This is a genomic window from Tritonibacter scottomollicae, from assembly GCF_003003215.1.
In the GTDB taxonomy this organism is placed as follows: Bacteria; Pseudomonadota; Alphaproteobacteria; order Rhodobacterales; family Rhodobacteraceae; genus Epibacterium; species Epibacterium scottomollicae.
Genome location: NZ_PVUF01000005.1, coordinates 91,705 through 113,999, shown reverse-complemented (window position 1 = coordinate 113,999; position 22,295 = coordinate 91,705). Strand labels below are relative to the sequence as shown.

Here is a 22,295-nt window from a genome sequence, read left to right as displayed (position 1 = left end):
GGATCTCCACCAATGGTTTGGTAGAGAGACTAGCTATGAGGGTTTGAGATCCGGTGCGCGGAGCGTACGGCGACGACGCAACACTCAGCTGTCGTCGCCTTGATAGACCCCCTGCGCCTTAAGCGCATCCACGACCTCTTTGGGCATGTAGGTCTCATCATGTTTGGCAAGGATTTCAGAGGCTTGAAAAACACCGTCGACATAGCGTCCAGTGCCCACCATACCCTGGTTTTCCTCAAACAGATCCGGCAACACGCCGGTGAATGTCACCGGCACGCTGGCACCGCCATCGGTTACTGAAAACAGCACTGCCTCTCCCTGGCCTCTGGTCAGCGTCCCTTCCTCGACCAGACCGCCAATGCGGAATGTCTCGGTCGGCTGCGGTGGCTCATCCATCACTTGGCTCGGCGAGCGGAAGTAATTGATCCCATCGCGCATCGCATAGCCGATCAACACGGTGGACCCCACCAATGCGACAGTCGCAAGCGCTATGACCTGGATTCGCCGCTGCTTTTTCAGGGACTTCATCTGGACCTCTTGTTCAAGGGAACAGCGGCGCCATCATCAGCCCAGCTGTTTCCTGTTCACCTAACATCAGGTTGGCATTCTGCAAGGCCTGACCGCTGCTACCTTTTGTCAGGTTATCCAGCGCCGCGATGACGATGGCACGACCCGAAATCCGGTCTGCGGTCACCCCGATATGCACGAAGTTGGAGCCGCGTACGTGATGGGTCGAGGGCGCCTGACCAAAGGGCAGCAGCTCCACGAAAGGCTCATCCGCATAGGCCTTGGCAAAGGTCTGATAGATCGCTTCCGCATCCCCCTTGACGTAGGTGGTGGCCAGAATGCCCCGGTTGGCGGGGATCAGATGCGGGGTGAACTGGATCTGCACGGGCCGTCCCGCCAGAGCGGAGAATTCCTGCTCGAACTCCCCCTGATGCCGGTGAGTGCCGCCGATCGCATAGGCGTTGCAGCCCTCGCTCAGCTCCGCATGCAGCAGGTTTTCCTTGAGCGCCCGCCCGGCGCCGGATACCGCGCATTTCATGTCGATGATGATCTCATCAAGGTCGATGACGCCGGCAGAAATCAGCGGCCGCAGCGCGAACTGCCCGGTGGCGGCGTTGCAGCCCGTCCCAGCCACAAGCCGCGCGTCCTTGATCTGGTCGCGGTAGAACTCAGTGAGGCCGTAGACCGCTTCTTCTTGCTGGGACAGAGCCGCATGCGGGTTGCCGTACCATTGCTGATAGGCATCCGGATCGCGCAGCCGGAAATCCGCCGACAGGTCCACGATCTTCAGATCCGCTGGCAGCTTGGCGATCACCTCCTGGCTGGTTTTATGCGGCAGTGCGCAGAAACACAGGTCGATCTTGGAGAAGTCGATTTCATCGATTTTACAGAGAGTTGGAAGGGAAAGATGACGCAGGTGCGGGAAGACATCCGCCATCTCCATCCCTGCCTTGCGCTCAGCGCCGAGGGCGGCAATCTCGATGGATGGGTGCTGGGAAATCAGCCGGATCAGTTCGGCGCCGGTGTAGCCGGATGCGCCAAGAATTGCGACGGAATGGGTCATGTCGAGACCTCGAATTTTATAGGTGTCAGGGGGTGTCCGCATCTCGTGCAGACCGGAAATCAGGTTGGGCGTGTGGCTAAGAGCACTCAGGCCGCTTCAAAAGTGATTTCTCGTCGCAGGAACTGCGTCGCCCGGCTGCTGACCCGCCCGGCATCGCCCGTGGTCACATAGCCGGCCTGGCCACCGCCGACCATGTCGGGGCGCCGTTCGAGATAATGCGCAAGGCTGTCGGCCACCAGACGGCCCTGGCTGAACACCTGCACATCCGCGCCAAGCGCCTCCTGAAAGATGGCCTCCATCAGCGGGTAATGGGTGCAGCCGAGGATTGCAGCCTCGGGTTTCGGCATCTTGCGCTGCAGCGCGTCGACGTGGCTCTTGACCAGTGCCTCGGCCAGGATCATGTCGCCCTCTTCGATGGCATCGACCACGCCGCCACAGGCCTGCGCCTCCACGTCAACGCCGATCGCCCGAAAGGCCAACTCGCGCTGAAAGGCGCGGCTGGCGACGGTGGCCGGGGTTGCAAACAGTGCCACATGTTTCACCGCGACTTCGCGCGGTGGCGAATTGTCGCCCCATTGGCGTTCGGTCAGCGCCTCGATCAGCGGCACAAACACGCCGAGCACGCGCTTGCCCGCGGGCACACCTGCCTCCTGCATCCGGCGCAGGGCTGCGGCCGAGGCGGTGTTGCAGGCGAGGATCACCAGATTGCAGCCGCGATTCCACATGTCATGCACCGCAGCGCTGGTCAGCTGGTAGATGTCTTCCGCATCGCGCACACCGTAAGGCGCGTGCGAATTGTCGCCGTAGTACAGGAAATCGACGTCCGGCAGACGTTTCTGCACCGCGTCCAGAACCGTCAACCCGCCGAGGCCGGAATCAAAAATGCCAACTGCCATGCCACATTGCCTCTCAGCGAGGGCCGTTCAGGCCCTGTGTTTGTCTTCGAACTCAAACCCGTAGTCATAGGATTTGAGCGGTGTCGGAGACAGCTCATACGTGGCTTTGCGCAGGAAATCCATCATTGCTTTGGAGTCTTTGGCCAGCGGGTCCAGCACGTCCCGCCCGATGGGATCGCCGATCACCACCCGCACGGGCGTGTCGACCCGTTTGCGGAACTCCTTGATCAGCAACCCCATTCGCAGGGTGTAATGCAAATGCGAGGCGATCTGGAACAGGCGCGAGGTATGCCCGTCGAAATACAACGGCACCACAACCGCATCGGATTTCGCCACCATCCGCGCGGTAAACCCCCGCCAGCCCGGATCCATCGGATGCGCAAACGGTTTGGACGCGGTCGAGACCGTGCCGCCCGGAAAGATCCCGATCGCGCCACCCTGCCCCAGATACTCCAGCGCGTCCTTGCGGGTCTGCAGATTGACCTTCATCGCCTCTTTTGTTTCGGCAAAATCGATCGGCAGGATCACCTTGTTCAGATCCTCCGCCTTGCGAAACACCTGATGTGCCAGCATGCGGAAATCGCCACGGCTGCGCGACAGGATATGCCCCATCATCAGCCCGTCTAGGATGCCATACGGGTGATTGGCGATCAGGATCACCGGCTTGTCCTGCGGGATATTGTCGAGGCTGCCGCCGGTCACGTCGAGCGTCAGCCCGTAGCGTTCCACGATCACATCCCAGAAGCTGCGCCCCGAGGCGATCTCGGAATCATAGCCCTTGGCCCGCTTGATCAGACGCAGGCGGCCGGTGGTGTTTTCCATCAGGCGGATCATGATGCGTCCCGGCCGCGTCTCGGCCGAGTGCGAATAGGAAATATCGCGAGCGATATGACGACGCTCAAGCATGTCTTTGAGGTCTCCGTAAAGACAGGGAATGCGCTGCCTGCAGTGCAGGTGCCCGGCTACCTAAGGCCGGGCGCGCATATTGCCCAGCCTTGGTAACACATTCATGACGCCATCCCCAAGACACAGTGGCGTGGGGGCCACTATTCGGCGGCAGCCTTCAGCGGCGCAGGCCCCTGTTTCAGCGCCACCAGCAGTTCCTCGCGCCGCTTGGCAGCCTGCTGTTCGCTCTTCATTTTGACAGGGCCAAAGCCACGGATCTGCAACGGCAGCTCCGCCAGCGCCACCAGCGCATCCATGTCTACCGCGTCGGATTTGGCGAGCCATTCCTTCATGTCGGTCTCATATTGCTTGATCAGCGCCCGCTCCATCTTGCGCTCGGCGGTATAGCCAAAGACATCCAGCGGCGTGCCGCGCAGCCCCTTCAGCTTGGCCAGGATCCGCAACAACCGTTCCGTACCGGGGCCGAACTTGCGCTTTTTCGGGCGGCCATTGGCATCCTTGCCGCCCAGAATCGGCGGTGCGAGGTTGTAAGAGATCTTCAGATCGCCATCAAACTCCGCCGCCGCCTTGTCGCGGCTGCTCAGCAGCAGGCGGGCAACCTCGTATTCATCCTTGTAGGACAAGAGCTTGTGATAACCTTTTGCCACCGCTTCCTTGAGCCGCGGATCGGAGACACCCGCCACCAGTTTCTCGTAGCGTTTCGCCAGCCGCTCGCCCTGGTAGTCCACCAGCTGCGCCCGGCGATAGGCGATTTTCTCATCAAGCGTCTTGGGCAGCTCAACGACGCTCGGCGCCAGCAGTTTGGCAGCGTCCTCGGGATAGAGCACCGCCCAGCGTCCGATATCAAAGGCGCGGAGGTTCTTCTCGACCGCAGCTCCATTCAGCTCGATCGCCTGTTTCAGCGCCTCATAGGACACCGGGATTAGCCCCCGCTGCCAGGCCGCGCCAAAGACCATCATGTTGGAAAAGATCGAATCCCCCATGCTGATGCGCGCCAGCTCTGACGCGTCAAACAGATCGACCCGGTCGCGCATCCGCGCCTGAAGTGCGATCTGCAACCTATCGCTTGGCAAAGCAAAATCGGTATTCCGGGTAAACTCTCCCGTGATGATCTCATGGCTGTTCACCACCGCGCCCGTGCGCCCGGTGGAGGTCAGTCCAAGGGTCTTGGCCCCCGCGCTCACCACCAGATCGCCGCCGATCAGCGCGTGCGCCTCGCCGGTGGCGACGCGGATGGCGCTGATGTCGGAGGGCCGCTCGGCAATGCGGCAATGGATATGCACCGCGCCGCCCTTTTGAGCGAGGCCTGCCATTTCCATCATGCCAGCGCCCTTGCCATCTATCTGGGCGGCCTGTGCCAGCACCGCGCCGATGGTCACAACGCCGGTGCCGCCAACCCCGGTGATCACCACGTTATGGGTGCCGTGGATCGCGGGCAGTTGCGGGTCGGGCAGCTCCGGCAGCTCCAGGCTGGCGGTGGCGCTCTTCTTCACCTTGGCGCCCTCAACGGTGAGGAACGACGGGCAAAACCCATTGACGCAAGAGAAATCCTTGTTGCAGCTGGACTGGTCGATGGCGCGCTTGCGGCCCAGTTCGGTCTCTTTCGGTACGATCGACACACAGTTCGACTGCACGCCGCAATCGCCGCAGCCCTCGCAGACATCAGAGTTGATGAGCACGCGTTGATCCGGGTCCGGGAACAGGCCCTTCTTGCGGCGGCGACGTTTTTCGGCCGCGCAGGTCTGGATGTAGATGATGGCGGAGACGCCGCCCACTTCCTCGAACTCGCGCTGGACCTTCATCAGTTCGGCCCGCTCATGCATCCGCATGCCGGAGGGGAACTGGCTGGCGACCACGTCTTCTTTTTCGTCATAAACCACGGCGATGGTCTTCACCCCCATCGCGGTCAGCTCATGGGCGATCTGCGGCGCGGTGAGGCCACCCTCGGCCTGCTGGCCACCGGTCATTGCAACCGCGTCATTATAGAGGATCTTATAGGTGATATTGGTTCCTTCGGCGAGTGCCGCGCGGATCGCCATCACCCCGGAGTGATTGTAAGTTCCGTCGCCAAGGTTCTGAAATACATGATTTCTTTTGGAGAACGGCGCTTCGCCAATCCAGTTCGCACCTTCACCGCCCATATGGGTAAATCCAACGGTTTCGCGGTCCATCCACTGCACCATGAAGTGACAGCCGATGCCCGCATAGGCCCGTGAGCCCTCCGGCAGTTTGGTGGAGGAGTTATGCGGGCAGCCGGAACAGAAATACGGCAAACGCGCGGCGATTTCCTCGGCATTGTCGGCCCGTTTGGCATCGTCGAGCGAGGCAAGACCGGCGCGGATCGCCTCGGTGTCGCGGCCTTCTTCGATCAGGATATTGCCCAGTTTCTCGGCAATCATGATCGGGTCGAGGGCATATTTGGTCGGGAACAGCTCCTCGCGGTGCATGGTGCCCGCGCCACCCTTGTACCAGCCGTAGACACGACGCCCGCGCCGATCATCAAAGATCGCTTCCTTGATCTGGATCTCGATCAGCTTGCGCTTTTCTTCGACCACCACGATCAGATCGAGCCCTTCGGCCCAGTCATGGAACCCCTTCATGTCCATCGGCCAGGTCTGCCCCACCTTATAGGTGGTGATCCCGAGGCGATCAGCCATGTTTTCATCGATATTCAAAAGGCTTAGCGCGTGAACCAGATCCAGCCAGTTCTTGCCCGCTGCAACAAAGCCGATCTTGGCGCCGGGCTTGCCCCAGACGCGTTTGTCCATCTTGTTGGCATGGCTAAAGGCCTCGGCAGCAAAGCGTTTGTAGTCGATGATGCGGTCTTCCTGGCGGAAGCGGTCATCGTCCAGACGGATGTTCAGACCATCCGCCGGCATGTCGAACTGCGGCACCGACACTTGCACCCGGTCGGGATCTCCGTCCACCACCGAGGTCACCTCGATGGTGTCCTTCATCGTCTTCAGGCCAACCCAGAGACCGGAAAACCGCGACAAAGCATAGCCATAGATGCCGTAGTCGAGGATTTCCTGCACCCCTGCCGGGCTGACGATCGGCAGGTAACAATCCAGCAAGGACCATTCCGACTGATGCAGCACGGTGGAGCTTTCGCCGGTGTGGTCATCGCCCATGGCGACCAAAACCCCGCCATGTTTTGAAGAGCCGGCCATATTGGCATGGCGTAGCGCATCGCCGGAGCGATCAACGCCCGGGCCCTTGCCATACCACAGGCCAAATACCCCGTCGTATTTGCCCTCATCGCGAATCTCAGCCTGCTGCGCCCCCCAGAGCGCGGTGACGGCGAGATCCTCGTTGAGACCGTATTGGAATGTCACGTCGGACTGCGTCAGCAGTTTCTCCGCCCGCTTCATCTGCATGTCGACAGCGCCGAGCGGCGAGCCGCGATAGCCGGTGACCAGCCCTGCCGTGTTCAGCCCGGCGGCCACGTCGCGCGCCTTCTGCATCAGCATCAGACGCACAAGCGCCTGCGTGCCATTCAGCAGAATGGGCGACTTTTCGAGATCATAACGGTCATTGAGCGAGATCTTTTGCGTGCTCATCCGGTCCTCCTCAACCATGACTTGCTTGCATTTTGGATCCAATAATAGGTCATAAATGCTGACCTGTATAGCCGTTTCTTAAAGAATCCGTGTCAGCCTCCGGTAAGGTTTGAATCTTATACTGTTCATCATGTAGTTTGGCAGAAAGAGGCAGAAAGAGTAAAAACAATGGATTGGGACAAGCTAAGGATCTTTCACGCGGTTGCGGATGCGGGCAGTCTGACCCACGCCGGTGATCGGCTAAACCTGTCTCAATCGGCCGTTTCACGGCAGATTCGGGGACTGGAGGAGAGCCTGAACGCCACGCTCTTCCACCGTCATGCGCGTGGATTGATCCTGACAGAACAAGGTGAACTGCTGTTTGACGCCACCAAGACGATGGCCAAACGACTCGAAACCGCATCGGCCCGGATTCGCGACAGCGAGGAAGGCGTGTTCGGCGAATTGCGGGTGACCACCACCACTGGCTTTGGGACGCTCTGGCTCGCGCCACGGCTGGCCAAACTTTATGAGCAGTACCCCAATCTGAAGATCGACCTGATGCTGGAAGAGCGTGTGCTCGACCTGCCGATGCGTGAGGCCGATGTCGCCATCCGCATGAAGGAGCCGAGCCAGGCCGACCTGATCCGCAAGCGGTTGATGACCGTGCAGATGCGTCTTTATGCGTCGCGCGGCTATATCGACAAGTTCAGCTGGCCCGAGACCATCGAAGAAATCTGTGACCACCGTTTGATCTGTCAGAGCCTGCGGTCCGCCCAAGTGGGGTCCGCTGCGGTGATGGTGCAAAAGCTGATGACCCATAATCCAAAGTCGATGCTGACGGTGAATAACTATTTCGGCGTACTTCAGGGTGTGCTGCAGGATCTGGGGATCGGCGTCCTGCCGGACTATGTGACAGAGGATTTCCCGGATCTGGTTCAGGTTTTGCCGAACGAAGATGGCAACGGTGTTCCGGTCTATCTCGCCTACCCAGAGGAATTGCGTCACTCACAGCGGGTTTCTGCCTTCCGCGACTTCGTTCAGGACGAGATCATCACACACCGTAAGCACATGAAAGAACTCGGAAAAATATAGAGTTATCGCATACTAATGCGAGCTATGCACACGACGCATGGCGGGCTTGATTTAACTTGTGTTCCAAAACACTTGCGACAGCGAAGCGGGCACCCTAAATGACCCTCATGAAGACGCGGCACACGCCGCACTTCATACCTCCCTGTTGGACTACGGCCGAGCTTAGTGCTCGGCCTTTTTTTTTTGGCGCAATGCCTGCCTTGTCTGCCCCAGTGCTCTGGGCCCGAGACAAACATGCCGCATTCAGCATTCTGCGTATGTAGTGCATTAGAGTTACAATAGATACCCGGCAATGCGTAGCGGTCGCACCGCACAGCCCTGACAAATCACGCGCCTCGCCCTGCATTCAGGCACGCTGCCTCCGTCACGCCCATTTTCCGGGCAGTTTCAGGACGCGTCGCATCGCCTATCATGCCCCCTTTCCCCGCCCCCAGCCTTGCTTTAAAAGGCCGTCAACTGAAGCGACCCGGGGGGCCATCTAAGCGCCATGCAGGAACCAGCCATTACGCCTGAAGTGATCGAAAGCCACGGACTGAATGCCGATGAGTACGATCTGATACTCGAGATCATGGGCCGGGAGCCGACTTTTACCGAGCTCGGCATTTTCTCCGCCATGTGGAACGAGCATTGTTCCTACAAATCCTCAAAGAAATGGCTGCGCACCCTGCCGACCTCCGGCCCTCAGGTGATCTGCGGCCCCGGCGAGAACGCCGGTATCGTGGACATCGGCGATGGCGACGCGGTCGTCTTCAAGATGGAAAGCCACAACCACCCCTCCTACATCGAGCCCTATCAAGGTGCCGCCACTGGTGTTGGCGGCATTTTGCGTGACGTCTTCACCATGGGCGCGCGCCCGATCGCCTCTATGAACTCGCTGTCCTTTGGCGAGCCGGCGCATCACAAGACGCGCCAGCTGGTGAATGGCGTGGTTGAGGGCGTTGGCGGCTACGGCAACTGTTTCGGCGTGCCTTGCGTCGGCGGCGAAGTGCGCTTCCACCCGGCTTACAACGGCAATTGCCTCGTGAACGCCTTTGCCGCCGGTCTGGTGAAGACCGACATGATCTTCTACTCCGCCGCCTCTGGTGTGGGCATGCCCGTGGTCTACCTCGGCGCCAAGACCGGCCGTGATGGCGTTGGCGGTGCGACCATGGCATCGGCGGAATTCGACGACACCATCGAGGAAAAGCGCCCCACCGTGCAGGTTGGCGATCCTTTCACCGAGAAACGCCTGATGGAGGCGACGCTGGAGCTGATGCAGACCGGCGCGGTGATCTCCATTCAAGACATGGGCGCCGCGGGTCTGACCTGCTCGGCTGTGGAAATGGGCGACAAGGGCGGGCTTGGCGTCAAGCTGAACCTAGAGGATGTGCCCCAGCGCGAAGAGGGCATGACAGCCTACGAGATGATGCTGTCGGAATCCCAGGAACGCATGCTGATGGTGCTGAAGCCCGAGCTTGAGGCCGAAGCCAAGGCAGTGTTCGAGAAATGGGATCTGGATTTTGCCATCGTTGGCGAAACCATTGCCGAGGACCGCTTCCTGATCCTGCACAATGGTGAGGTCAAGGCGGATCTGCCGCTGTCAAAACTCTCCTCCTCGGCGCCGGAATATGACCGCCCCTGGATCGAGATCGAGGCCCCCGAGGCGCTGACCGATGCGGATGTGCCGACCATCGACCCGATCGACGGGCTGAAGGCGCTGATCTCCTCGCCCAATTATGCCGGCAAACAGTGGGTCTATGAGCAATATGACACCACCGTAATGGGCGACACCGCCCGTCGTCCCGGACTGGGTGGCGGCGTTGTGCGCGTGCATGGCACCAACAAGAAGCTGGCCTTCACCTCTGACGTGACCCCGCGCTACGTCAAGGCGAACCCGGTCGAGGGCGGCAAGCAGGCGGTGGCCGAAGCCTATCGCAACCTCTGCGCTGTGGGAGCCAAGCCCTTGGCAACCACCGACAACCTGAACTTCGGCAACCCCGAAAAGCCCGAGATCATGGGCCAGTTTGTCGGCGCGCTGAAAGGCATCGGCGAGGCCGTCTCGGCGCTCGATATGCCGATCGTTTCCGGCAATGTCTCGCTTTATAACGAGACCGACGGTCAGGCGATCCTGCCGACGCCCACCATCGGCGCCGTCGGCCTGATCGCCGCCGATGAGGAGCCGATCCTGGGCGAGGTCCGCGACGGTCACGTGCTGCTGCTGGTCGGAGAGACAACCGGCCATCTCGGCCAATCAGCGCTGCTGCACGAGGTCTTCAACCGCGAAGATGGCGATGCGCCTGCAGTGGATCTGGACCTGGAAAAGCGCAACGGCGAATTCATCCGCAACAATCGCGACTTCATCAAGGCCTGCACGGATATCAGCGATGGCGGGCTGGTGCTGGCGGCCTTCGAGATGGCCGAGGCGGCCGGAGTCGGCGTTCAGATCGACGCTGCCGACACGCCGACCCTGTTTGGCGAGGATCAGGCGCGCTATCTTGTGGCCTGCAACTTCGATCAGGCCGAGGCGCTGATGATCGCCGCCGGACAATCCGGCGTTCATCTGGAAACGGTTGGAAAATTTACCGGTGACGCGGTGAAAATCGGTGGCTCCGAGGCCACGCTTGAGGAATTGAGCCAGGTGTTCCGGTCCAGCTTTGCCGAGGCCGTCGCGTAACTCAGTCTCATAAGGGGGGTGCTCCCGCGCCCGCAGGTGCCTTTTGCCTTTGGCAAAGCCCCCTTGGCGGCCTTGGGCCCGGCACCGCGCCCGCGCGGTGCCGGGCCCAACTGTGTTGGGCAGGCCCCTTCGGGGCCGGTCTATAAGCAGGCGGGAGCGCGCCCTGAACCTGTTTGGATGATCGACCTCAAGCGTCAAACGAAATCAGACCTTACAATCACGGTAGAGTTGCTTGCGTCCCCCGCACAGCAGCCCTACATTTTGCCGAAAGAACACCACAGCAAGGATGCGCCCTATGCCAATGCAGGCCCATGAAATCGAATCCCTCCTGCGCGAAACCTTCCCGGATGCTGAAATCCAGGTCGGCGGCAGCGATGGCGTTCACATGTCCGCCATGGTTGTCGACGAGAGCTTTCGCGGCAAGAACCGCGTGCAACAGCAACGAGCCGTCTATGCCGCGCTCAAAGGCAAGATGGACGGCCCTGACGGCGATCTGCACGCCCTCGCCCTGACCACCAAAGCACCGGAATGAGTTGGACGGGCTGGATATTGGTCAGTCTTGCTGTTGTCGCCAGTGCCATCCTGGCCGAGGCAAAGTGGCGATCCAAACGGCCACGCCGATTGGCAGACAGCCAACCAGTCTCCCGCTCCAAGGGCTCTCCCGACCTGCCGCTTGGCATGGAAGCCACCAACCTCGAGGCGGTAAAACACGTACATCGCGCCAACCAGAAGGCGGATACCTACAACAGATCGATCAGCCGGACACTATCGCGGTAATCGCGCTCCCGGCGCCACGACAAAGGACCACAGTCATGACCGACGCAAAGACCCGTATCGAAGACACCGTAAAAGCCAATGACGTCGTGCTCTACATGAAGGGCACCAAGGAAATGCCGCAGTGCGGTTTCTCTTCCCGTGTTGCGGGCGTGCTGAACTACATCGGTGTCGACTACACCGACGTGAACGTGCTGGCGGATGAGGACATTCGCTCCGGTATCAAGGAATATTCCGACTGGCCGACCATCCCGCAGCTGTATGTGAAGGGCGAATTTGTCGGCGGCTGTGACATCATCACCGAGATGACCCTCTCTGGTGAGTTGGACGGCATGTTCGAACAGAACGGCATCAGCTTCGACAAGGACGCCTCTGACAAGATCCGCGAAGCCAACGGCTGAGCCAATCGCCCGCCACCGGGGCAATATGCGCTGCAAAACATTAAGCCCGCCGACCTTATGGTCTGGCGGGCTTTTTCATATTCAAAGGCGAGATTCCCTCGCCGATCTGGCAGAACTCAGAGCTGTTCGGACAGATGTGGAGCGGCCTCGTCTAAATGCTCATCCGCGGCAGGGCCTTCATCCGCAACAGCAACGTCTTCGTCGTCATCATCATCCGGCGCCGCCTTCTCTTCGATCTCGGCAGCCAATGCCTCGGCGCGAGCAGCAAGCTCGGCCAGGGTCTCTGCCACCTGGGGCGGCACTACGGGCACCTCGACCTGCTCCGGCTCTGGCGGCGGCGCATTGCGCAACTCCTCCATCTCGGCCTCCTTGCGGGCGATTTCGGCATCCTTTTCTGCCAAGGTGGCTTCGACTTCCTTGATGCGGTCCTCCACGGCAGCCGTCTTGTCCGCGAGCATCAGACCGGCCATCAGCAGCATACGCGCCTCGGGCATGCGTCCGATCTGGTCCGACAGCACCTGAGCCTCGTCGTCCAGCATCCCCGCAGCCATCTGCAAAAAGCTCTGTTCGCCTTCCTGGCAGGATACCTCGAAATCGCGGCCTCCGATGTGAATGGTCACTTCAGGCATCAGGCTTCCTCTCCTTCGGGCAGATTGGGGGCCGTGGCCAGAAGCGGTTCCAGCCGAGCCAGGACCGCGTTGACTTCGGCCTGATCGGTGGCGCGTGCCGCCTTCAGCCCCTCGACCTCGGCCTCGAGGCCAGAATTAATCAGCGATGTGTCGCCAACGCCCTCGGCATTGGCAGCGCGCAGGGCGGCATTGGACTGGCGCAGCTGGTCGTTGCTGGCACGCAGGCCTTGCAGCTCGCCATCAAGCTCGCTCAATCGCTGGTCCAGCTCGGCGCTCACGCCCTCGTCCACCGGATCAGCTTCCGTGGCGGTGGCCTCTGCGGCCTCGACGCGGGCGCGCAATTCATCCCGCTCCACCCGGAGCGCGTTCAGCTCTGACTCCAGCTCGGCCGGATCAGCCGCACCTGCATCGGCGGCCGCACCCGCATCGGATGTGGCCTCGGGCATGGCCGACAGCTCTTCCAGCTGGGCTTGCAATTGTTCGTTCTGTGCGGTCGCTTCGCTCAGATCATCCTCGAGCGTTTCGCGTTCACTGGCAGCCTGATTGCGCGCAGCTTCCAGATCCTGCTTCAGGCGCGCCACTTCCGCTTTAAGGGCCTCTGTTTCGACCGAGTTACCTGCCGCATTGCGCAACAACTCAAGCTCGGAATGAAGGGCGATCAGATCCTCGGCGCCATCCACGGCGGCCACCTTCTTCTCCATATCCTCGAGCCGGGCATGCAACAGCTTCAGACGTTCCTCAAGCTGCGCATTGGCCATTTTCTCATCATCGAGATCGGCCAGCAGCTCGGCATGCTTTTGCATGTCCAGATCTTCCAACGTCGGCACAGGCCGGTTTGCGTGCTTTTGCTCCAGCGCCGCGACACCGCCATATATACGGTGCAACGCAGTCTGGATGCGGCCCTGCAAGTCTTGTAACTGCTCCATGCGTTCCTCTTTGCCTCGTCCCGTCTGAACCTCTGACAGAGCCTGTCGCCACCATCGGTCCACAGCCGGTCTTTCGCCGTTTTTCACGATGCTTCTTGTTGCAGTCATGGCCCCCGGCACTTGGACAGGGGTACGAATCAACGCAGAAACCATCAGCTGCCGTCAGCTTATCGCATGATGGGGTAAAACACCCCCCCATTGCTTTCAAGCACTTGCACGCGCAAGATCATGCGCCCCCCCGCAAAACAAGCCCTCAGCGCTTGATCTTTGGCCCTTAGCTGCTATCCAGCGACAAACCCTGCGAACCCAAAGAGGAACAGTTCAGTGGATCTGACAGCCCTGCGCTCTGAAAACCCCGATCATTGGAACAAAGCCGCCGCTATTCGCGCCCTGACGCTGGATGCGGTTGCGGGTGCGAACTCCGGTCACTCCGGCATGCCGATCGGCATGGCCGACGTTGCAACCGTGCTGTTTGAAAAGCACATGAAGTTCGACGTCTCCGCCCCCAAATGGGCCGACCGGGATCGGTTCATTCTGTCGGCGGGCCACGGTTCCATGCTGATCTATTCGCTGCTCTATCTCATGGGCGATGCACAGGTCACGCTGGATCAGATCAAGAACTTCCGCCAGTCTGGCGCGCTGACTGCAGGCCACCCGGAAAACTTCCTGCTGGACGCGGTTGAGGTCACCACTGGCCCGCTGGGTCAGGGGATTTCCAACGCCGTCGGCTTTGCCATGGCCGAAGAAATGCTGCGCGCGCAATATGGCAAGAAGGTTGTGGATCACCACACCTATGTCATCGCCGGCGACGGCTGCCTGATGGAAGGCATCAGCCAGGAGGCCCTGGGCCTTGCCGGGCGTCATCAGCTGGGCAAGCTGGTGGTGTTCTGGGACAACAACAACATCACGATCGACGGTCAGCTGGACCTGTCGGACCGCACGAACCAGGTGCAGCGTTTCAAGGCCTCTGGCTGGCATGTGCAGGAAATCGACGGCCATGATCCGGTGCAGATCGACGCCGCGATCGAGGCCGCCAAGAAGACCAAGAAACCGTCGATGATTGCCTGCAAGACCCATATTGCTCTGGGTCACGCGGCACAGGACACCTCCAAGGGTCACGGCGCGCTGACCGATGCGGATCAGCTCAAAGCTGCCAAGGACGCCTATGGCTGGACCGGTGGCGCGTATCAGGTGCCTGCCGAGATCAAATCCCAGTGGGAAGAGATCGGCAAACGCGGCGCAGACGCGCGTGCGGAATGGGAAGGTCGCTTTGCGGAGCTGTCGCAGCAGAAGCAGGACCGGTTCAACCGCGCCTTCGCGCTGGAGGCCCCGAAAAAGCTCTCCGCCACGATCAAGGCGCTGAAAAAACAGATTTCCGAGTCCCAGCCCAAGGTCGCCACCCGCAAGGCGTCGGAAATGGCTCTGGAAGTCATCAACCCGATCATGCCGGAAACCATTGGTGGCTCTGCCGACCTTACCGGTTCCAACAACACCAAGACCGGTGATCTGGGCGTGTTTGACACGGATAATCGCAAGGGCCGCTATGTCTACTGGGGCATCCGCGAGCACGGTATGGCGGCGGCAATGAATGGTATGGCGCTGCACGGTGGTATTCGCCCCTATGGCGGCACCTTCTTCTGCTTCACCGATTATGCCCGCCCGGCGATGCGTCTGGCCGCACTGTCGAAGATCCCCACCGTGTTTGTCATGACACATGACTCGATTGGTGTGGGCGAAGATGGTCCGACCCACCAGCCGGTGGAGCATCTGGCGATCTGCCGTGCGACCCCGAACACCTACACGTTCCGCCCGGCGGATGCGGTGGAGACGGCGGAAGCCTGGGAAATCGCACTGAGCTCAAAAGAGACACCGTCGGTGATCGCTCTGACCCGTCAGGGCCTGCCCACCGTGCGCACCGAACACAAGCTGTCGAACCTCACCGAGAAAGGCGCTTATGTGCTGGCCGAGGCCGAGAGCAAGCGTCAGGTGATCCTGATGGCCTCCGGGTCCGAGGTGTCCACTGCGATGGCAGCCAAGGATCTTCTGGAAGCCAAAGGCATCGGCACCCGCGTTGTGTCCGTTCCTTGTATGGAGCTGTTCCACGCGCAGGACGAGAGCTACCGTCGCAAGGTTCTGCCTGCAGGTCCGGTGCGTGTGGCGATCGAGGCTGCCGTGCGGGATGGCGGCTGGGACCGCCTGCTGCTGGGCGAACGTGGTCAAGAGAAGAAAGCGGGCTTTGTCGGCATGGAGGGCTTTGGCGCCTCCGCTCCGGCGGGCGAGCTGTTCGAGAAATTCGGCATCACTGCCGAGGGCACCGTTGCCAAGGTCCAAGAGCTCTTGGGCTAAGTCACGCGGGATTGGGGGCGCTGCCCCCGACCCTTCCGGGTCTCCCCCGAGGTATTTTTGAAAAGATGAAGGGCGCCCGAATTTCGAGGCGCCCTTTCTTTCGTCTTGCGGCGTGATCGTGTTCAGTGGGCGGCTTTGGCTCCAAACAACGGCGCGATGACCTTGGTCGCCAGAGGGATCAGCAAGAGGCCGATCACAAACCCGAGGATGCCATCGATCACCGCCTTGACCAGCCACTCTACCAAACCGTCGCCCTGCGCGACGCCTTTGGCGAAGGCGTAGATGGTTTCCTCTGGCCAGTGCCAGCCCATCTGATGGGCCGAATGGACGATAATGGAGCCACCGACCCAGAGCATGGCGATGGTGCCGACGACCGACAGCAGCTTCAGGAACCACGGCATGAAGGCGACGATACCGCGCCCAAGCGAGCGGGTGACGCCAGTGCGACCGACCTCGGTCAGCCACAGGCCGACGTCATCCATCTTCACGATGATCGCGACGACGCCATAGACCACGATGGTGATCATGATGCCCACCACCGCAAGGGTCGCGGCCTGAATCCACAGCACGTCGCTCTCGATTGTGGCCAGCGAAATGGTCATGATTTCTGCCGAAAGAATGAAATCGGTCTTGATCGCACCCTTGACCTTCTGCTCCTCCAGATGGGTCGGATCGCCCACGCCGTGGCTGCCATCCGGCCCGCCGGAGTGAGCATCATGGGGCATCAGCACATGCGCGATCTTCTCCGCCCCCTCAAAGCACAGATAACAGCCCCCGAGGATCAGCAATGGCGGCACCAGCCAGGGCGCAAACTGCGACATCAGCAATGCGATCGGCAGCAGGAACACCAGCTTGTTGATGAAAGAGCCGCGCGCGATGCGCCAGATCATTGGCAATTCACGCGCGGGCTGGAAGCCGGTCACGTATTTCGGCGTCACGGCAGCATCGTCGATAACGATGCCAGCCGCCTTGGAGCCCGCCTTCATCGATTGCGTCGCCACATCATCCACCGAGGCGGCGGCAACTTTGGCGATCGCCGCTACATCGTCCAACAAGGCCAGAAGACCGCTCATGTGCCACCTCTTTGAGTGCATGCTATTTCCTGACAGAACACCTAGCGCGCCAAAGGGTTCCCGTTCAAGCGTGCCGCTTTGCAGCATTTTCCCCGCAAGCCGGACACAACAGTTACCGCCAACGGCCGAAACCTGTTAACGCAACCATCAACGTTTTGCGCTAACAGTCTGTGTTTACTGTAGTTTTCGCTTTTTTCGGAGGTTAATGACGTCTATAGGCTGCCCCTAAGACAGGCTTTTTGTGGAGACGACAGAGATGACCATCAAAGTTGGAATCAACGGTTTTGGGCGCATTGGCCGCTGCACATTGGCGCATATCGCGGGCAGCTTCCGCAATGATATCGAAGTCATCAAGGTCAACGCGACCGGCCCGATCGAGACTGCAGCACATCTCATCAAATATGACAGCGTGCATGGCCGTTTCCCCGGCCAGGTCGATTTCAGCGAGGGACGTCTGAACCTCGGTCGCGGCGACATGCAGGTGTTCTCCACCTATGACATGGACACGTTGGACTGGGAAGGCTGCGATGTCGTGCTGGAATGCACCGGCAAGTTCAACGACGGGCTGAAGGCGAAGAAGCACCTGGAGCGCGGCGCGGGCAAGGTGTTGCTCTCTGCACCGGGTACGAATGTTGATCGCACCGTGGTTTACGGCGTCAATGACGAGGACCTGCTGACCAGCGACAAAATGGTCTCCAACGGCTCCTGTACCACCAACTGCCTGGCGCCGCTGGCAAAAGTTCTGGACGAGGCCTTTGGCATCGAACATGGCATCATGACCACGATCCATGCCTATACCGGCGATCAGCCGACGCTGGACCGTCGCCACGACGATCTCTACCGCGCCCGCGCCGCAGCGATGTCGATGATCCCGACCTCCACCGGTGCGGCCAAGGCGCTGGGTGAAGTGCTGCCCAACCTCAAGGGCCGCCTTGACGGTTCCGCAATCCGGGTGCCGACGCCGAATGTCTCGGCCGTGGACCTTACCTTCCGCGCTGGCCGCGAGGTGAGCGTGGCAGAAGTGAACGCCGCCATGGAAGAAGCCTCCAAAGGCCCAATGTCGCGCGTTCTGGGCTATGAGCCGGCACCGCTGGTCTCCACCGACTTCAACCACACCGAAGAAAGTTCCATCTTCGCGCCGGATCAGACCCGTGTGGTCGACGGTCGCATGGTGCGGGTGCTGGCGTGGTACGACAACGAATGGGGCTTCTCGGTGCGTATGGCCGACGTGGCCACCGCGATGGGCCGGTTGAACTAGGGGCCATTGAGCTGCCCGGTTAACCACCGCCCCTATTTGGGTTGAGATTTTGCGCCCGGTCAGGCATATCTGACCGGGCGTTTTTATGCGAGCATCCCTCGATGACCAATACCATTGCCCTCGCTCTCGGCCTGTGCCTGTTGTCTGCACTCGCCATTGATGTTGCCCTTTTCGGAACGGAACACCTGTTGTTCCTGGGCAAGAAGCTGTTTTTGTTGATCGAGTGGATGGCCTTTTGGCGTTGATCTGAGGAGCTGTGGCGGCCCCGGACATGCAAACACCCGACGCGGGGTCTCCGGTCGGGTGTCATTTCAGTCGCAGGCTCGGGCGCGGATCGGGGCGATCTTCACCCAGACCGGGTCACAGCGGGCGCATCAACTGCCCAGCCGCTTTCGCAGATTGTCATTGACCAGCGGTGTCACGAATTTGCTGACGTCACCGCCCAGCCGCGCGATTTCCTTCACCAGCTTGCTTGCGATCGCCTGGTGGCGGGCTTCGGCCATGAGGAACACGGTTTCGATGCTGTCATCCAGAGACCGGTTCATGCCGACCATCTGATATTCATATTCGAAATCCGCAACCGCACGCAGTCCGCGAACGATGACCTGAGCGCCGACGTCGCGGGCGCAATCGATCAGCAGGTTCTCGAACGGATGCGCCACGATCTCTGTGCCGGTCTGCTCTGTCAGCTTGGCGCATTCCGCCTCGATCATCGCCACCCGCTCATCGAGGTCGAACAGCGGACCCTTGTCACGATTGATGGCGACGCCAATGACCAGACGATCCACCAGCATGGCCGCCCGGCGAATGATGTCCACATGCCCGAGCGTGATCGGGTCAAAAGTTCCGGGATACAAGCCGATGCGCATGGGCCCCTCCTGCTTGCGTAAAATTTGAGCGCACGCAACCATGTTGCGTCGCGCATTGCAAGTACGTGGTAATACTTAATCTTCCTCACGTCGCGGCGCACCCGGTCGCACCAGTGATCAATGGCCCATGATCATGCCTTCTAGGGCGGATTTCTCCATCGCCACTTCGGTCAGCTGCGCCTTCACCACATCACCGAGGGAAATGATGCCGATCAACACACCGTTTTCGACCACCGGCATGTGGCGGAACCGCCCCTCGGTCATCTTCGCCAGCGCATCTTCGGCATTGCTGTCCTGCACACAGGTGACAACCTCTCGGGTCATGTAGTCTTCGACCTTGTGCTGAAGGCATACAGAGCCCGACTTGGCCAGCTGCCGCACGATATCCCGCTCTGACAGAATGCCCAGTGGTGTTGTCTGGTCCGATGAGACCACCACCGTACCGATGCCATGCTTTGACAGGAGCTGCGCGGCAGCCTCGATCGTCGCCTCAGGCCCGATCGTGACGACCTCGGCAATCTCCTTGGATTTCATAATCGACTTTACGAGCATTTTGCGCACCCAGAAATAAAACTTCACTCCCTCAAGGTTTGCCGCAAGATCCGATCAAGTCAAGCCTTCCAGCCGCTCGACTTCAACGCGAACCCCCTTTGACAGTGCCTCGGCAAATCGGTTCAGCCGTTCGCTGCGCTGATCCCCCTGATGGCGCACCAGATAGAAACTGCGCGTCAGGCTGAACTCATCTTTCAGCACCTTGCGCAAGGCGCGATGTGCGGGCAGCGCAAAATCATGCACCACACCAACTGCACTTCCTTCGGCGAGCATCTTGATCTGCACCGAGACCGAATTGGACGCGAGCGACACCCGCTCGACACCGAGGTCCGTCAGATAGTCCAGCTCGCGGTCAAAGATCATGTCAGGAATGTAGCCAATCATGCGATGGTGCCGCAGGTGGTCGAGTTTCTCGATCGGCTCATTGTCCCGCAAGTAGTAGCGTGAGGCCGCAAGATGCAGGCGATAGTCGGTCACCTTCTGCACCAACAGCTTTCCAGCCGTGGGGGCGCTGACCGTCACGGCCATATCCGCTTCACGGCGGGACAGGTTGATCACCCGCGGCAGCGCCACGATCTGGATGTCCAGATCCGGATTGTCCTTAGAGATTGCCGCACAGACCTGCGGCAGGATGTAGTTGGCGCAGCCATCCGGCGCGCCGATGCGGATCTGCCCGGACAGCGTATCGCTTGGGCCGGTCAGCGCCTCTTCCCCGGCGCGCATGGCCAGTTCTGCGCTCTCGGCATGACCCAGCAGGCGATCCCCTGCCGCGCTCAGCGCATAGCCCTGCGGTGATTTCACAAACAGCGACGTCTTCAACGCGGTTTCAAACCGGGCAACCCGTCGCCCGACGGTGGCGGGGTCCATCTTCAACACGCGCCCTGCCCCAGAGAGCGAGCTCTCCCGTGCCACAGCCAGGAACACTTTCATGTCGTCCCATTGGGGTTCCATCTGACGGGATCCTCCAGTCGTTTTTGCATTCTGCCAAGGTAAACCTACCTTAACCATTTGCGTTAATGCAAAACCTATTTGAAGCCTTTCCCCTTTTACCTTCGTTTTTGCAATCCTAGGATACGCGGGACTCGAAATTCAGAGGAGGACTGCACATGCAGGAACTGACCCACTACGTGAACGGCGAGAAAGTCGCCGGGACCTCCGGCCGCTTTGCCGATGTTCTGAACCCTGCCACTGGCGAAGTGCAGGCGCAGGTGCCGCTCGCAACCAAAGCCGAGATGGATGCCGTGATCGCCAAAGCCGCTGAGGCCCAGGTCGGCTGGGCCGCCACCAACCCGCAGAAACGCGCCCGCGTGATGATGAAGTTCGGCCAACTCATCAACGAGCATATGGACACGCTGGCAGAGCTGGTCGCCCGTGAGCACGGCAAGACCCTGCCCGACGCACGCGGTGACGTGCAGCGTGGCCTTGAGGTGGTTGAAGTCTGCATGGGCGCGCCCAACATGCTGAAGGGTGAATTCACCGACAGCGGCGGACCGGGCATTGACCTCTACTCCATGCGCCAGCCTCTGGGCGTCGTTGCGGGCATCACGCCATTCAACTTCCCCGCGATGATCCCGCTGTGGAAAATGGCGCCGGCGCTGTCCTGCGGCAATGCGATGATCCTGAAGCCTTCCGAACGCGTCCCCTCCACATCGCTTTATCTGGCGGAGCTGCTGAAAGAAGCCGGCCTGCCCGATGGCGTGCTGCAGGTTGTGAATGGCGACAAGGAAGCCGTGGACGCGATCCTCGACAACGAGACCATTCAGGCGGTGGGCTTTGTCGGCTCCACCCCGATCGCCCAGTATATCTATGGCCGCGCCGCGACCAACGGCAAGCGTGCACAGTGCTTTGGCGGTGCCAAGAACCACATGCTGATCATGCCCGATGCGGACCTTGACAAGGCGGCTGACGCCCTGGTGGGTGCCGGGTTCGGCGCCGCTGGCGAACGCTGCATGGCGATCTCCGTTGCGGTTCCCGTCGGCAAGGAGACCGCCGATGGCCTGATCGAACGCCTGCTGCCGCGTATCGAAAAGCTGAAAGTCGGCCCCTATACCGCTGGCGAAGATGTCGATTACGGCCCCGTCATCACGGCCCAAGCCAAGGCCCGTATCGAAGGTCTGATCGACAGCGGCGTCGAGCAGGGTGCCAAGCTGGTGACCGATGGTCGCGGACTGACTCTGCAGGGGTATGAGAACGGCTATTTCGTCGGCCCGACCCTGTTCGATGATGTCACATCCGAGATGGACATCTACCAGGAAGAGATCTTTGGTCCGGTTCTGACGACTGTCCGCATGGACAACTACGAGGATGCGCTGAACCTCGTGAAGGACAATGCCTACGGCAACGGCACCGCGATCTACACCGCAGATGGTGACACCGCGCGTGACTTTGCCAACCGCGTCAATGTGGGCATGGTAGGCATCAACTTCCCGATCCCGGTGCCGCTCAGCTACCACACCTTCGGCGGCTGGAAGAAATCGGCCTTTGGCGACCTGAACCAGTACGGCCCGGATGCCTTCCGGTTCTATACCCGCACCAAGACCGTTACCGCGCGCTGGTTCTCCGGCATCAAAGAAGGTGGCGAGTTCAACTTCAAAGCGATGGACTGATCCCCAGTTCGGGTTTCAGCTCAGTTACGATTTCAGCTCAGGCCGCCCGACATTGTCGGGCGGCCTTTTTTGTGTTCGACGCATCGGCAAATTCATGCCACCTGAGCCGCGCTCCGTCGGCTCACGCAAATGTCACCCTGCGTTGGGTCGACGGCCACTGGCCTTGCCCTGCGCGCGCTCATATGGTCCCGCGAAGAGATCG

Annotated in this window: 19 protein-coding genes and 1 pseudogene; 9 read left to right on the top strand and 11 right to left on the bottom strand. The window is 60.5% G+C overall.

Annotated features, from left to right (window positions below; all coding sequences use genetic code 11):
• Positions 1–84: 84 nt before the first annotated feature.
• From ccmE to CLV89_RS10265, 5 genes are all read right to left on the bottom strand, one after another.
• Positions 85–528, bottom strand: coding sequence for a cytochrome c maturation protein CcmE (gene ccmE / locus CLV89_RS10285; RefSeq protein WP_106163577.1), 444 nt, complete (start codon positions 526–528; stop codon positions 85–87).
• 13 nt (positions 529–541) lie between these two features.
• Complete coding sequence (gene argC / locus CLV89_RS10280) at positions 542–1,570, bottom strand: N-acetyl-gamma-glutamyl-phosphate reductase (protein ID WP_106163576.1); 1,029 nt, start codon at positions 1,568–1,570, stop codon at positions 542–544.
• 86 nt (positions 1,571–1,656) lie between these two features.
• Positions 1,657–2,466 (bottom strand): glutamate racemase, encoded by an 810-nt coding sequence (gene murI, locus CLV89_RS10275; RefSeq protein WP_106163575.1) that lies wholly within the window; start codon positions 2,464–2,466, stop codon positions 1,657–1,659.
• 27 nt (positions 2,467–2,493) lie between these two features.
• A complete protein-coding gene (locus tag CLV89_RS10270) occupies positions 2,494–3,372 on the bottom strand; it encodes a lysophospholipid acyltransferase family protein (protein WP_106163574.1) in 879 nt (292 codons plus the stop codon).
• A 140-nt stretch (positions 3,373–3,512) separates the two neighbouring features.
• A complete protein-coding gene (locus CLV89_RS10265) occupies positions 3,513–6,950 on the bottom strand; it encodes an indolepyruvate ferredoxin oxidoreductase family protein (RefSeq protein ID WP_279327891.1) in 3,438 nt (1,145 codons plus the stop codon).
• Positions 6,951–7,100: 150 nt separating this feature from the next.
• Between CLV89_RS10265 and CLV89_RS10260 the strand changes: the two genes are divergently transcribed.
• The 5 genes from CLV89_RS10260 (at position 7,101) to grxD (ending at position 11,834) form a co-directional block, all read left to right on the top strand.
• Positions 7,101–8,006 carry a LysR family transcriptional regulator gene (locus tag CLV89_RS10260; protein WP_106163573.1) on the top strand — a complete coding sequence of 302 codons (906 nt, stop codon included), beginning with the start codon at positions 7,101–7,103 and terminating at the stop codon, positions 8,004–8,006.
• 487 nt (positions 8,007–8,493) lie between these two features.
• Positions 8,494–10,659: a phosphoribosylformylglycinamidine synthase subunit PurL gene (gene purL, locus CLV89_RS10255; RefSeq protein WP_106163572.1), complete on the top strand. Its 2,166-nt coding sequence runs from the start codon at positions 8,494–8,496 to the stop codon at positions 10,657–10,659.
• A 295-nt stretch (positions 10,660–10,954) separates the two neighbouring features.
• Positions 10,955–11,191, top strand: a complete 237-nt coding sequence (locus CLV89_RS10250; RefSeq protein WP_106163571.1) for a BolA/IbaG family iron-sulfur metabolism protein — start codon at positions 10,955–10,957, stop codon at positions 11,189–11,191.
• Positions 11,188–11,436 (top strand): hypothetical protein, encoded by a 249-nt coding sequence (locus tag CLV89_RS22385; protein ID WP_133166714.1) that lies wholly within the window; start codon positions 11,188–11,190, stop codon positions 11,434–11,436. The genes CLV89_RS10250 and CLV89_RS22385 overlap by 4 nt, the downstream gene beginning before the upstream one ends.
• 35 nt (positions 11,437–11,471) lie before the next feature.
• Positions 11,472–11,834, top strand: a complete 363-nt coding sequence (gene grxD / locus CLV89_RS10245; RefSeq protein ID WP_106163570.1) for a Grx4 family monothiol glutaredoxin — start codon at positions 11,472–11,474, stop codon at positions 11,832–11,834.
• Between the two features lie 218 nt (positions 11,835–12,052).
• On the opposite strand, the pseudogene CLV89_RS10240 reads toward grxD, so the two are convergent.
• Together CLV89_RS10240 and CLV89_RS10235 are read right to left on the bottom strand one after the other, a co-directional pair.
• Positions 12,053–12,463, bottom strand: a pseudogene (locus tag CLV89_RS10240) (cell division protein ZapA); the annotation flags it as partial.
• Entirely contained in the window at positions 12,463–13,389 is a 927-nt protein-coding gene (locus CLV89_RS10235; protein ID WP_106163568.1) for a coiled-coil domain-containing protein, read from the bottom strand. The gene CLV89_RS10235 and the pseudogene CLV89_RS10240, both read right to left, overlap by 1 nt.
• Positions 13,390–13,713: 324 nt before the next feature.
• Between CLV89_RS10235 and tkt the strand changes: the two genes are divergently transcribed.
• Positions 13,714–15,735, top strand: coding sequence for a transketolase (tkt, locus tag CLV89_RS10230; RefSeq protein ID WP_106163567.1), 2,022 nt, complete (start codon positions 13,714–13,716; stop codon positions 15,733–15,735).
• Positions 15,736–15,857: 122 nt separating this feature from the next.
• On the opposite strand, the gene CLV89_RS10225 is transcribed toward tkt, so the two are convergent.
• The gene (locus tag CLV89_RS10225; protein ID WP_106163566.1) at positions 15,858–16,808 is read right to left on the bottom strand and encodes a DUF808 domain-containing protein; all 951 of its coding nucleotides are present in this window, start codon (positions 16,806–16,808) and stop codon (positions 15,858–15,860) included.
• Positions 16,809–17,064: 256 nt separating this feature from the next.
• Between CLV89_RS10225 and gap the strand changes: the two genes are divergently transcribed.
• Both gap and CLV89_RS22610 read left to right on the top strand, forming a co-directional pair.
• A complete protein-coding gene (gap, locus tag CLV89_RS10220; RefSeq protein ID WP_106163565.1) occupies positions 17,065–18,066 on the top strand; it encodes a type I glyceraldehyde-3-phosphate dehydrogenase in 1,002 nt (333 codons plus the stop codon).
• 101 nt (positions 18,067–18,167) lie between these two features.
• Positions 18,168–18,311, top strand: coding sequence for a hypothetical protein (locus tag CLV89_RS22610; RefSeq protein WP_165798116.1), 144 nt, complete (start codon positions 18,168–18,170; stop codon positions 18,309–18,311).
• A gap of 129 nt (positions 18,312–18,440) precedes the next feature.
• Here CLV89_RS22610 and coaD read toward each other — a convergent pair whose 3' ends face one another.
• The 3 genes from coaD to CLV89_RS10205 all read right to left on the bottom strand — a co-directional run bounded on the left by coaD (position 18,441) and on the right by CLV89_RS10205 (position 20,438).
• Positions 18,441–18,935 (bottom strand): pantetheine-phosphate adenylyltransferase, encoded by a 495-nt coding sequence (gene coaD / locus CLV89_RS10215; RefSeq protein ID WP_106163564.1) that lies wholly within the window; start codon positions 18,933–18,935, stop codon positions 18,441–18,443.
• Positions 18,936–19,052: 117 nt separating this feature from the next.
• Complete coding sequence (locus CLV89_RS10210; protein WP_106163729.1) at positions 19,053–19,487, bottom strand: CBS domain-containing protein; 435 nt, start codon at positions 19,485–19,487, stop codon at positions 19,053–19,055.
• A gap of 54 nt (positions 19,488–19,541) precedes the next feature.
• Positions 19,542–20,438, bottom strand: coding sequence for a LysR family transcriptional regulator (locus CLV89_RS10205; RefSeq protein WP_106163563.1), 897 nt, complete (start codon positions 20,436–20,438; stop codon positions 19,542–19,544).
• A 155-nt stretch (positions 20,439–20,593) separates the two neighbouring features.
• Here CLV89_RS10205 and CLV89_RS10200 point away from each other — a divergent pair, with 155 nt between their 5' ends.
• A complete protein-coding gene (locus CLV89_RS10200) occupies positions 20,594–22,093 on the top strand; it encodes a CoA-acylating methylmalonate-semialdehyde dehydrogenase (protein WP_106163562.1) in 1,500 nt (499 codons plus the stop codon).
• Positions 22,094–22,295: the final 202 nt, after the last annotated feature.

Coding starts and splice junctions, on each gene's coding strand:
- CLV89_RS22385 (WP_133166714.1), top strand. CDS start 11,188: ATGAGTTGGACGGGCTGGATATTGGTCAGTCTTGCTGTTGTCGCCAGT.
- CLV89_RS10260 (WP_106163573.1), top strand. CDS start 7,101: ATGGATTGGGACAAGCTAAGGATCTTTCACGCGGTTGCGGATGCGGGC.
- CLV89_RS22610 (WP_165798116.1), top strand. CDS start 18,168: ATGACCAATACCATTGCCCTCGCTCTCGGCCTGTGCCTGTTGTCTGCA.
- CLV89_RS10235 (WP_106163568.1), bottom strand. CDS start 13,389: ATGGAGCAGTTACAAGACTTGCAGGGCCGCATCCAGACTGCGTTGCAC.
- CLV89_RS10210 (WP_106163729.1), bottom strand. CDS start 19,487: ATGCTCGTAAAGTCGATTATGAAATCCAAGGAGATTGCCGAGGTCGTC.
- CLV89_RS10200 (WP_106163562.1), top strand. CDS start 20,594: ATGCAGGAACTGACCCACTACGTGAACGGCGAGAAAGTCGCCGGGACC.
- murI (WP_106163575.1), bottom strand. CDS start 2,466: ATGGCAGTTGGCATTTTTGATTCCGGCCTCGGCGGGTTGACGGTTCTG.
- argC (WP_106163576.1), bottom strand. CDS start 1,570: ATGACCCATTCCGTCGCAATTCTTGGCGCATCCGGCTACACCGGCGCC.
- CLV89_RS10270 (WP_106163574.1), bottom strand. CDS start 3,372: ATGCTTGAGCGTCGTCATATCGCTCGCGATATTTCCTATTCGCACTCG.
- CLV89_RS10225 (WP_106163566.1), bottom strand. CDS start 16,808: ATGAGCGGTCTTCTGGCCTTGTTGGACGATGTAGCGGCGATCGCCAAA.
- ccmE (WP_106163577.1), bottom strand. CDS start 528: ATGAAGTCCCTGAAAAAGCAGCGGCGAATCCAGGTCATAGCGCTTGCG.
- CLV89_RS10265 (WP_279327891.1), bottom strand. CDS start 6,950: ATGGTTGAGGAGGACCGGATGAGCACGCAAAAGATCTCGCTCAATGAC.
- CLV89_RS10250 (WP_106163571.1), top strand. CDS start 10,955: ATGCCAATGCAGGCCCATGAAATCGAATCCCTCCTGCGCGAAACCTTC.
- coaD (WP_106163564.1), bottom strand. CDS start 18,935: ATGCGCATCGGCTTGTATCCCGGAACTTTTGACCCGATCACGCTCGGG.
- CLV89_RS10205 (WP_106163563.1), bottom strand. CDS start 20,438: ATGGAACCCCAATGGGACGACATGAAAGTGTTCCTGGCTGTGGCACGG.
- gap (WP_106163565.1), top strand. CDS start 17,065: ATGACCATCAAAGTTGGAATCAACGGTTTTGGGCGCATTGGCCGCTGC.
- grxD (WP_106163570.1), top strand. CDS start 11,472: ATGACCGACGCAAAGACCCGTATCGAAGACACCGTAAAAGCCAATGAC.
- purL (WP_106163572.1), top strand. CDS start 8,494: ATGCAGGAACCAGCCATTACGCCTGAAGTGATCGAAAGCCACGGACTG.